Source organism: uncultured Campylobacter sp., from assembly GCF_937980635.1.
Lineage (GTDB): Bacteria > Campylobacterota > Campylobacteria > Campylobacterales > Campylobacteraceae > Campylobacter_B.
In genome coordinates, this window is record NZ_CALJPG010000012.1 from 37,647 (window position 1) to 48,951 (window position 11,305).

The window sequence follows — 11,305 nt, forward strand, 5'->3', positions numbered from 1 at the left end:
TGACGTGCATGCGCGGCAAGCAAATACTATACGCAGCTTGCGACGGGCAACAGAATTTCATCCGCCGCAGTCTGCGGCAAGCGGATAAATTTTGCATTAAAGTAAAATTAGAGAGGAGCTTTGTTTGAAATTTTAGCGCGTTTAAAAAGGCGGAGGCGGTTAAGCGGCGGCGCAGCGACGGGCGGCGTGAAATTCTACTTTACTACGCGCGATACAAACGCAAGGCGGGCTTTAAAACTCATTTCCAATCAAGTGGTTCGCGAACCCTCGCAATACATAACCTCAAGGCATGATTAAGACAGACAGAATTTTAAAATTTAACCGCTGTATTCGCAGTCTATGGAATTTGCAACGTAAATTTAAAAGCAGCGATCCTCTTTATAAAATTCCGTTTAAATTTTAGCCCGCGATATGTTCATTTTGAGGTAAGAAAGGCTGCTCAATCGCAAGATCGCGCTTCCTGCAAAGATGACGGCGGCCGGCGGCGGCGCACTACTTCGCCCGCCCACAAAGCCCATCAGCCTTCCGATGACGCTTTGATGAGAGGTGAGTCGCGTCTGCGTAAATTTGTATTATTAAGATCGCGGATTTGCTTATCGCTAAATTTAGTGCGGATGCGGCCGCCGTATGCCGCTACGATAGGGCCGGGCTTGCGTTAAATTTGCTCCGATCGCGCTATGTTTTGCGATAAAAATTTATGAAATTTTATTTTCGGTCGGCGCCAAAAAATTTTATAAAGCTCCATTTTAAAATTTGCGGCACGGGCGCATACCGACCAGGTTCAAGCTAAAATCAAAATTCCAAGCGGCGAATGCAGAAGCCCCTCGTGCCTAGCGTATCTGCGGCGGCGGTGCGGACACGCTAAATTTATCGCTTTTAGGACGCAAAAGACGCGCAGGCGCGGGCAAAATTTATTGATTTTAGAGTTTAAAGCATCGAATTCGCGCGTCTAGGCTAAATTTTAAAATTTAAGGCGCGCGACGCTTCGGACGTATCCGCGCGACTGCGAGCGCTCATAAAATTCGCCCGAAGCAAGGTTGTAAAACCGCGGGCAGGCACAAAATTTATCTCCGCAAAAATCAAAGCCGCGAAAGCAAAAAGGCTCCGCGAGCGCTCGCTGCCGCACCCGCCCGAGTAAATTAAAATCGCATGATCCGCCTGGTTGGCATACGCGGAGGGTGCTGCTGCGGGCATTTGCACTTAAATCCGGTGCGATCGCAATGCGATTTAAAACCGCGTCTGCTTAAATTCGCGCCGTTTCGGTTCGCTCGCAACCACATCTCGCCGCAGTAGCGCTTTAAATTTGCACCGCCGCGATTTGTGTGCATTCAATCGCTACGGCAAGGGTAAAATTTTAAAATCTAGGTCCATACGCGCCGATTTGCCCGCCAAAATCGCTCGGATCGAATTTACGCTACCATAATCTGAGCAGATTAAAGCGCCGCCGCTTAAAAGCGCAAATTTTACCTCTCAAACGGCGGCGAGAAATTTCGCTAAAATTTCATCTCTCAATTCGGCGCGCGGTTTATAAAATTTCGCCCTCGCCGCGCTCCGAAATCTGCGGCTTAGGCAAAGCCAGGCTTTTTGCGGTTTTGCTAAAAAGTATCAGATCCTCGGTACTTTGCACGCTCCACGGCAGCCGCGAGAGCGCGAATTTGAAAATTTCAAAGCAGGAAACGGCGTCGCTAAATGCGCGGTGGTGGACGTTTTGCACGCCTAAAAGCTCTTTTAGCGAGCCGAGCCCGTATCTTTGCGCCTCGATCGTGCGGCGCGCGAGCTCGACGGTGCAGAGCCTGCGATTTAAAAGCATCCCAAAGCCGCATTTTTGCAGGCTTGCGTCGATGAAGCCGTAGTCAAATTTGACGTTGTGCGCCACAAAAACGCTATCGCCTAAAAACAGTCTGAACTGCTCCAGCACGCTAGCTAGCGGCGGCGCGCCCACCAGATCGTCCGCGCAGATCCCTGTAAGCTCCGTGATATTTTCGGGCACGACGGGCGCATAAACGAAGCTCTCGAAGCGATCAAGCTCCTGCGTGCCGCGCGTTTTTATCGCGCCGATTTCGATGATCTGACCGTTTGAGAGCCCGCCGTTCGTCTCGATGTCCACAAAGCAAAAAATTTCATCTGAAATGTCCGTCTCGCGGGTCTTGAGCGTGATTTTGCCGTTGTCGAGTTTTATTATCTCTATGCCGAGCGCGCGCCACATCGAGAGGTCTTTGGGCTCAAAAAGCTCGGTAATTTCGGCAATATCGCTTGCTTTTGAGATAAAGTCGTAATAATTTATGCTCTTTTGAGCCAGTAAATTTATTAAATTTTCGATTCTATGCGTCAAAATTTTACCCCTGTGCCGCGCCTAAATTTTAAGCGCACGGATCGCCTCCGCGTAGTCGTTTGAAGAAAATATGTAATTGCCCGCTACCACGACGTCGGCGCCTGCTTCGTCGATATCTGCGATATTCAGCCCGTTTACGCCGCCGTCGACCTCGATGAGGCATTTTGCGCCTTTGCGATCGATCAGCTCGCGTAGCTGCTTAATTTTCTCAAGCGCCGAGGGGATAAATTTCTGCCCTCCAAAGCCCGGATTGACGCTCATTAAAAGCACCATATCGACCTCGCCTAAGATAAACTCCAGCGTGCTAAGCGGAGTGTGCGGATTTAGCACGACGGCAGGCGAGACGCCGCTGCGGCGGATATGATCTATGAGGCGCAGCGGATGGATCTCCTCCTCGATGTGAAAGCTAAGAAATTTCGGCTTTAGCGGCAAAAAAAGATCGACGAAAAACGGCACGTTTTTAACCATCAGATGGATGTCCAAAGGCTTGCTGCTCGCCTTTGCCGCGGCGCTTGCTACGAGCGGTCCGATCGTGAGATTGGGTACGAAATGCCCGTCCATCACGTCCACGTGGATGAGATCAGCGCCCGCCTCGCAGACTGCGCGAATTTCCTCCGCAAGCCTTCCAAAATCCGCCGATAAAATGCTGGGTGCGACATACATTAAGATTCCTTTTAAAATTTCAAGATGCGGAATTTTACTTAGTTTTGTCATAAATTTCGCTAAATTTAAACCGCAGCGGATTTTAAGCATAATTTGAAATTTTTTCGCTATAATTGCCATTTATTTTAATCATCAAGGATTTATTATGGCAAGAAGATGCGCAATCACCGGCAAAGGTGCGATGGTAGGAAACAACGTCAGCCACGCAAATAACAGAACCAAAAAGAAATTCCAGGTCAATCTACGCACCATCCGCGTTCAGCTAGAAGACGGCTCAACCAGACGAATCAAAGTAGCCGCCTCAACTCTACGAACTATGAAAAAACAATCAAAATAACCTCTTAAAGAGGAATTTATGTCTGTTTTGGACAAGATCAAGCGATTCCTCGACTGGTCCGGCTCGACTAAGCCGGACATCAACCTCTACACAGAAATTTACGACCAGCTACGCCCGTTTCGCTTACCACTGATAACCATCGTGCTGATGATGCTAATCGGCACATTAGGCTATGTCTTTATAGCGGGCTTTTCGCTAGTAGACGCCTTTTATCAGGCGGGTATGACCTTTACGACGGTAGGTTTTACCGAAGTAGCGCCGATATCGCCCGCGGGTAGAATTTTTACCGTCTTATTCATCCTCATGGGCTTTGGAACCTTTTCGTTTTGCCTGGGCGTCGTCGTCGAGGTCATAAAAAACGGCAAACTTCAAAATTTACTTAGGGAGCAACGAATGATCAATAACATCGCAAGGCTCAAAAACCACTACATTATCTGTTACAACAACATCTATTGCGCCGAGCTTGCCAAGCAGTTTCGCGAAAATCATCTGCCTTTTGTCGTGATCGACCCCGATCCCGCTCTAGCCAAAATCGCCGAGGAAAACCGCTATCCATATTTCATCGTAGGCGAGCCGCACGTAGAAACCACGATGCTAAAAGCGCATCTGTCATCTGCGAAATCTGTCATCACGCTAAGTCCAAATTTAGCCGATAATATCGCGATAATCTCGCTAGTGCGCCTATACGAAAAGGAGCTTGGCCGCATCACCCCCTACTTCATCATGGCAAATAGCGATGATGACAGCGACACCGAGAGGCTAAAAAAACTCGGCGCAAATTCTATCGTCTCGCCATCCAAACTCGCTGCACAAAGGCTCTCTGCGATCAGCGTGCGCCCCGATATGGAAAACATTTTGGAGCGGTTTTTGTATAAAAAAGACTCGCTTATCGATATCGAGGAGATCACGGTGCCCGATTTTTCATGGATCCGCTTCAAACGCTTAAAAGAAACTCGCCTGCGCGATTTTACAAACGCCGACGTCGTGGGAATCAAAGAGCCCAACAGCCGCTTTATCCCGATGCCGGATGGCGACTACCTCATCGGTACTGGGGTAAAATTTTTAGTAATCGGTACGGCAGAGGGCATCCGCAATACCAAAAAGCTCATCCGCAGCAAATACAAGCCGCAGGAGATGAGATATGTTTAAAATCGCTAAGCTTGAGGGCGGTTTGCAAAACGTCGAGGGCTTTTATTTTGACGGCGTAAATTCGGGCTTTAAAAAAGAGGGTAACGATCTGGGATTTATCCGCGCGGACGAACCCTTTGCCGTAAGTGCGATCTTTACGAGCAATAAATTTCAAGCCGCGCCGATTAGGCATTTCAAAAGGGCGCAAGAAGGCGCGGGTGGAGAGCTTAAAACAAATTTTATCCTCGTAAATTCCAAAAACGCAAACTCGATGACCGGGGAGCAAGGCATCGCCGATATCGATGAAATTTTTAGCGAGCTTGGCAAAAAAATCGCTCTGACAAACCCCGTTATGAGCTCCACCGGCGTAATCGGCTACCGCCTCAAAAAGGAAAAAATTATCGCCGCCGCGCAAAATTTTAACCTCTCGGCGCGAAACTCAGATGCCCTAGCCACCGCCATCATGACGACGGATAGGATAAAAAAGGAGCTTGCGTATGAAATTTCTTTAGAAAACGGCGAGAAATTTCACATCGCAGCCGTTTGCAAGGGCGCAGGTATGATCAATCCTGCGCTTGCAACCATGCTCTGCTTCGTTCTAACCGATGCAAAAATCCCGCGCGCTGATATGGACGAGCTGCTACAAAAGGCGACTGAACAGAGTTTCAACACCGTAAGCGTCGACGGCGATACCTCCACTAATGATACGATTATGCTCTGCAGCAGCGCTAAATGCGCTTACGAAAAGGATGCCTTCGCATCCGCGCTAAACGCCCTTACGCATGAGCTTGCGCTGATGCTGGTAAAAGACGGCGAAGGCGCAACTAAGCTGGTGCGATTTAGGGTAAGCGGTGCCGCAAATGCTGGGGATGCCCGCACGGCGGCAAAGGCGCTAAGCAATTCGCCGCTTGTTAAAACGGCGATCTTCGGCGAAGATCCGAATTGGGGTCGCATAGCCTCGACCATAGGCGCCTGCGGTATCGAATGCGACGAAGAAAAGCTGCGTATTAAATACGACGATGTGCTGCTCTATGACGCGCAAAATCGCGAGCTGGACGCCGCACGCGAGGCTGCGGCTCACGCCGTAATGCAGCAAAAAAGCTTTACGATCTGGTGCGATTTAGGGCTCGGAGAGGGCGAGTTTAGCGCATACGGCTGCGATCTTAGCTACGACTACGTAAAAATCAACGCCGATTATAGATCATAAAGATTCACAGCTTGCTTCATAATAAAAATTTCGTCTCGAAAATAGCGATAGCAGCAGGGCTTTAAAGCTATGCTCTTAAGATTTTATCATTTAAAATTGCCTGTTTTAAATTTTTAAAGACTAAAATTTCATCTCTTAAAATTTAGAATTTCATCCGCTAAATTCAGTCTAAATTTGATAGCTGAAATTAGGTTTTAAGCGCTTTATTGATATACTTGAATAAATTTTTTAAAGGAGTAGGCATGTTTCATGAATACAGAGATTTAATCACTGAGTTAAAAGGCAAAAACGCGCGATTTGATTCGCTTTTTGAGAAGCACGACGAGCTAGATCACAAAATCGCCGATGCACAAGCCGGCAGAGTGCATATGAGCGATCTGGAGATCGATGCGATGAAGAAAGAAAAGCTTCGCATAAAAGATGAGCTAGGCACCCTGCTAGCGCAATATAAAGCCGAAAAGGCAGATAAATAAAGTTGCTTGCGGCGAAATTAAGATGCAGCAGAGTGCTAGCAAGGCTGATTTCGCCGCTAAGCTTTAATCCGCGTTTAGAATTTTTTAATCGTAATAAGTTTAACCGCTTAAATTTGCCGCGCGCGATAAATAAAAACAGCGCGCCAAAATGAGTTAAAATTTACACCGCACGCTTTACCATATTGACACCGCTAAATAATTTTTACGTATCGGCTACATCACTGCATGTACCAACAATGCGGTATTAGCGCAATAAAATATAATTCGTTACGGCTCTCTATCGCCCTTTCCGCTTCCGAAAATATCTCTTGCTGAATGCGTTTTGCGCTACAGAGTAAATTAAAATTTACGCTGTGTCGCCCTGCAGCCTGGCTCTTAAATTTTACTTTGCAGCGAGCATTTTCTAGTAAATTTCAAATCTTGCGTTTTGCTTGTTTCAGGCGTAATACCTACTTTAAAATTCCGCATTTCGTAGAAATCTAAAGTTGGCGCTAGAATTTTAGATTCCCGTTTCGCGCTAACCGCGAAATTTTAAATTCATACCTCCAACTAAGCGATAGTTTATGTTAAAGCCTACTTTAATCTCTTCAAAGAATTTAGCCAAGCTTGCTTGTTTCAAACCCGCTTCGTTGAGCTTTAAAAATTTAGATTATTTCTTTGATCGTATCGGATAATGCCTGCCGGCACGAAATTACTCAAGCCACCCTATTTGCTATATACACAATTAAAAGCGGCGCTAACGCGGAATTAAATAATATAAGCGGATCTGCAAAAGGTATGAAATTTAATCATAGAATTTTAAGCGCTAAGGATTTGCGATAGAATTTCGTCGCGCAAATCAAATCCCAAAGCTAGCCTAGCCTACTCGAAAACCTTTGCTTCTAAGCCATGTAGCCTTTGCAAGCCGATATCGATATATTCGTTAAGCTTCTCATTATTTTCCAGCAATTTGTCGTAATAGCTCTTGGCTCTTTCTCTCGCGGTCGCATCAGGCTCGATATATTTTAGCCCACTTTTGAAAAATCCTTTAGATTCCACAAAATAGATCGAGTGGATCTTCTCGCAATGCGATAGCCCTGCTTCAGTGTAGTTTAAAATCGATTCGTACGCGATGTTGCCCAACAGCTCCTGCAGCCTATTTGCGGGATTTTTGAAAAACTCGGCGAACTCCTTATACGGCGTAAAAACCTGATCCAGGTTTTTCATCGCATCGCCGTAGATACCCTTTTTCAGGCGGAACATCGTCATTTCTTGAGAACTTACAAACTTCTCTATTGCTTTTATCGTATCGTTTTTATTCACTGAATTTTTCCCTTTTAAAATATGAAACGCTCGGATTATATCGTTTGTTTTATAAAAATCCGTTAAAAATCGGTTAAATTTTGCCCTAGCGTTTTAGCTAAGCTTTTTTGAGCGCTTTTGATTAAATTTCCCGCCTCAGCCGCCGCACTTCTCGCACAATCCTCGCACAAGCACACTTTTGACATTTTTTTGTGGCAAAGTAGGCATCGAAATCTCCTCCATTTTATGGCAGTTTTCGCAGACAAAATACGCTTTGGCGCCGTCAGTGAGCTCATAAAAGCTTTTATGATTATTTTCGCTGGTAATTATCAAATTTTTCTCTTCCAAAAGCGCTATATTGCGATATATCGTGGTTTTATTAGCACCCGTTTGTTCTACTAGTTCATCGTAGCTTACCGGGCATTTTTTCTCGCTTAGGATCTGCACGATCTGCACTCTAAGCGCAGTAGGAGCGATATCGTGACTCGCTAAAAAATCTTTGGGATCCATTTTACGCCTTTTTTAAAATTTAAGCGATGATAGCGAAATTTAGATAAATTTATATTAAGTTGCAACTAAGTTGCTTTTGATATACTTCCGCAATTTTTTTTGGAAAGGAATTTTATGAAAAAGCTTGTTTTCACGCTTTTAGCAGCTAGTTGCGTAGCATTCGCCAAACCTACGGTCACCACGACCATACTTCCTACGAAGTATTTTGTTGAACAGATCGCAGGTGATACCCTGCAGGTAAATACGATGGTTGGTAAAGGCGCTGATCCGCACACATACGAGCCTAAGCCTTCAGAGATGAAAATGCTAGAAAATAGCGATCTGTATTTTGCAGTCGGTATAGAATTTGATGAAGTCTGGCTACCAAAGCTTGCCGCATCGTATCCGAAGATGAAGATAATCCGCACAGAAGATGGCATCACCAAAATGGCTATGGCAGAGCACCACCATCACGACGAACACGATCATAGCGCACATCACGATGACCACGATCATGACGCGCATCATGAGCATGGCGACAAAGACCACGAGGCGCACGAGCACCATCATCATCACGGCGGCTTAGACCCACATATCTGGCTCGATCCGCAGCTTGTAAAAATTCAAGCTAAAAATATTAAAGACGCATTAACCAAACAGTATCCTAAGGATGCTAAAATTTACGAAGCAAATTTCGATAAATTTGCTAAAAAGCTGGACGAGCTGGACGCTTACGCAAAGCAGAAATTAGCGGGCGTAAAAGGAAAGAAATTTATGGTTTATCATCCGTCTTGGGGCTATTTCGCACACCGATACGATTTGGAGCAGATCGCAGTCGAAGTAGAGGGCAAAGAGCCTAAGCCTGCGGATTTAGCCGAGCTAATCGAGGAAGCCAAAGAGGAAAAGATCAAGGTGATTTTCGTCGCACCGCAGTTTTCCAAAAAGGCAGCGCAAACCATCGCCGCGCAAACGGGCGCAAAGGTGATAGAGATTGATCAGCTGCCGCTAGATTGGTACGAGACGATGAAAAAGACGATCGACGTTTTCGGAGAAAATTTGTAGTTGATGAAATTTATTAAAATTTTACTTTTATCCGCGATCTTTAGCTCGCGGATATTTGCGTGCGCTCTGTGCGCCCTATACACGCCCACTGCGCACGTTAGTATTACCCCCGTCGCACAAGACGGCAAGATCGTGAGTCTGCATTTTTCGTGGCTTTTCTCTCAAAATTTTACCGACGTCATAATGCAGACCTACGATATAAATTCCAACGGCAAGCTTGAAAATAGCGAGCTTGCCGAGATAACTAAGGCGATGACCGATTACCTAACCCCCAAAAACTATCTTTGCGAGGCGGAATTCTACGATCAAGCGCCAAAAAACGCAAAGCCTGCGCTTAGCAACCTCGTAGGCACGCAGATCAAGGGAAATTTTAAAAACGCAATAAGCCTCGTCAAAAAGGGCAGACTCGTGTTTGAGTTCGATCAAAAGGTCGGCTTCGAGCTACGAAACAACCGCGTTCTTAAAATTTCCATTAACGACGATCAGGGATTTTTCAATTTCAAAATGCTTGACGATAAGCCCATTAATCTAGGCGAGGGCTTTGTAGCGAAGCCCAATTCAAATTTAGCCACCACTTTTATAGAATTTAGCGGCGAAAAGCCAAAAATCGCAGATAAAAAATCGCCAATTTCAAGCGCGCCGAACTCCGATTTAGCGCAGGATGGTCTTGTATCTAGCGAGCAGAGCCTTGCGGGCTCAGAGGATAAGCTTGCGCAAGGCAGTCAAGCTAAACCTGATGCCAGCTCAGCACGCAGATCAAACCAAAGATCGGTCGGCGATATTGTTTCGGAAGCGGCTGCAGAGGCGCAAAAAAATATCGCCGCTTCGGATACTCTCGCGCAGATTAATAAAGCCGCCAAAAAAGACGCGCAGGCAAAAGGCGGTTCCGTAAATTCTACGGCGCCTGCAGATAAAGGCGTGAGCGAAAATTTTGCGGCGGGACGAGGCAACTCTTTAAATTCCGCGCATTCTACGCAAAATTTTGCGACGCCGCCCGTGGAGAGTTCTTTAAATTTAGCGCAAAATAGCGCGAGCAAAAACGGCGCCGCATCCGACAGTGACAATATTTCAAGCGAGCCACAAAAAGAGGCTACGCTGGGATTTGTCGCGCAAAAGACGGTGGATTTTATGAAAAGTCTCAAAACGGCGTTTCGCGCAAGCAGCGAACATGCAAGCGCGAGCACGATCCTATGGGTCTTGGCGCTTTCTTTCATATACGGTTTTTTCCACGCGGCAGGCCCAGGGCACGCGAAGCTGCTAACGGCGAGCTATTTCTTAGCCCATGGCGGCAGCTACATCAAGGCTTTTGGATTTGCCCTTAAAATCGGGCTTCTACACGTCCTAGGAGCGCTCGTTTTGGTAAGCGCGAGCATGTTTGTGTTGCAAAATGTCGCAGGCATAGTTTCTGCAAACTCCGCCTCGATCACAACGAAAATTTCGGCACTTCTGATCATCGTCATAACCGCGCTCATCATCTACGACAAAGCTCGCCGCGTAAGATCGGGCTCCCGCCACGATGTGGGCTGCTCCTGCGCCGCCTGCGCTTCCGCCGCAAACACCGCAGAAACGGACGCGCACTTAAAAAATACGGCGTTTGCAAACGCCGGGGATTCCGCTGGCGCAGCGTCAAAGAGCTATAAATTTTCTAAATTTAATATCCAAAGCGGCGAATCCGCGCAGTATTTAGATACTCAAAATTTAGGCGTCGCAACAGCAGAGATAAATTCGAATTCAAATTTAATCGCAAGCCTAGAAGAAAACTCGTCTAGCCAAAACGAGCAAAAAAAGTCCTTAAATTCTGCAAATTTAAAAAACCAAACTTCATCTCGCTCGCTGCAAAATGGCGAGAGTGGCAGTGGCGAAAAAGGGCGGGAGTGGCTTATCGCGCTTGCTGCGGCGCTCGTGCCCTGCCCAGGCACGATCCTTATTTTCGTGCTTGCCTTCAGCCTCGGCAGCTTCGCGCTTAGCGTCGCAAGTGCGCTTTTCATCGGTTTTGGGATGAGCGTCGTGATATTTTTAGCCGCGCTTTTCGGCGCGAAAGCAAACGAGCTAAGCTCGAAGCGGCTCGTAAGCTTGAAGCTTTACATCGAATTCGCGGGGCTTTTCGTGATGTTTGGGCTCGGAGTTTTTATGTATTTCATCTCAGACACCCTCAGGATACTGTGATTGCAAGCTTTGGATGCAAATTTTAAAAAGCGGCTCGCGTGAAATATAAGCTTACGCGATATATTAAATTTTAAATCCGGTGCGGATCTAATTTCAAAGAGTAAGATTTTAAAATTTTACGCTGCGGACCCGCGTAAATTAAATTTCGATCCCGACTATTCATTAAG

At 46.4% G+C, this 11,305-nt stretch carries 10 protein-coding genes; 6 read left to right on the top strand and 4 right to left on the bottom strand.

Annotated elements, in window-relative coordinates:
- Positions 1-1,525 precede the first annotated feature (1,525 nt).
- A complete protein-coding gene (locus Q0460_RS02990) occupies positions 1,526-2,332 on the bottom strand; it encodes a 3'-5' exonuclease (RefSeq protein WP_299084708.1) in 807 nt (268 codons plus the stop codon).
- A gap of 21 nt (positions 2,333-2,353) precedes the next feature.
- Positions 2,354-2,995: a ribulose-phosphate 3-epimerase gene (rpe, locus tag Q0460_RS02995; RefSeq protein WP_299084723.1), complete on the bottom strand. Its 642-nt coding sequence runs from the start codon at positions 2,993-2,995 to the stop codon at positions 2,354-2,356.
- A 145-nt stretch (positions 2,996-3,140) separates the two neighbouring features.
- On the opposite strand from rpe, the gene rpmB reads away from it, so the two are divergent.
- The 4 genes from rpmB to Q0460_RS03015 all read left to right on the top strand — a co-directional run bounded on the left by rpmB (position 3,141) and on the right by Q0460_RS03015 (position 6,140).
- Positions 3,141-3,332: a 50S ribosomal protein L28 gene (gene rpmB / locus Q0460_RS03000; protein WP_040304421.1), complete on the top strand. Its 192-nt coding sequence runs from the start codon at positions 3,141-3,143 to the stop codon at positions 3,330-3,332.
- Positions 3,333-3,350: 18 nt separating this feature from the next.
- The gene (locus tag Q0460_RS03005) at positions 3,351-4,481 is read left to right on the top strand and encodes a potassium channel protein (RefSeq protein WP_177387602.1); all 1,131 of its coding nucleotides are present in this window, start codon (positions 3,351-3,353) and stop codon (positions 4,479-4,481) included.
- Positions 4,474-5,667, top strand: coding sequence for a bifunctional glutamate N-acetyltransferase/amino-acid acetyltransferase ArgJ (argJ, locus tag Q0460_RS03010; RefSeq protein ID WP_299084711.1), 1,194 nt, complete (start codon positions 4,474-4,476; stop codon positions 5,665-5,667). The genes Q0460_RS03005 and argJ overlap by 8 nt, the downstream gene beginning before the upstream one ends.
- Positions 5,668-5,909: 242 nt before the next feature.
- A complete protein-coding gene (locus tag Q0460_RS03015; protein WP_177387402.1) occupies positions 5,910-6,140 on the top strand; it encodes a YdcH family protein in 231 nt (76 codons plus the stop codon).
- 861 nt (positions 6,141-7,001) lie between these two features.
- Here the strand turns inward: Q0460_RS03015 and Q0460_RS03020 are convergent.
- Entirely contained in the window at positions 7,002-7,442 is a 441-nt protein-coding gene (locus Q0460_RS03020) for a hypothetical protein (RefSeq protein WP_005873131.1), read from the bottom strand.
- A 135-nt stretch (positions 7,443-7,577) separates the two neighbouring features.
- Positions 7,578-7,931 carry an HTH domain-containing protein gene (locus Q0460_RS03025; protein WP_299084714.1) on the bottom strand — a complete coding sequence of 118 codons (354 nt, stop codon included), beginning with the start codon at positions 7,929-7,931 and terminating at the stop codon, positions 7,578-7,580.
- 114 nt (positions 7,932-8,045) lie between these two features.
- Between Q0460_RS03025 and Q0460_RS03030 the strand changes: the two genes are divergently transcribed.
- Positions 8,046-8,972, top strand: a complete 927-nt coding sequence (locus tag Q0460_RS03030; protein ID WP_297883062.1) for a zinc ABC transporter substrate-binding protein — start codon at positions 8,046-8,048, stop codon at positions 8,970-8,972.
- A 3-nt stretch (positions 8,973-8,975) separates the two neighbouring features.
- Entirely contained in the window at positions 8,976-11,138 is a 2,163-nt protein-coding gene (locus tag Q0460_RS03035) for a DUF1007 family protein (protein WP_299084718.1), read from the top strand.
- Positions 11,139-11,305: the final 167 nt, after the last annotated feature.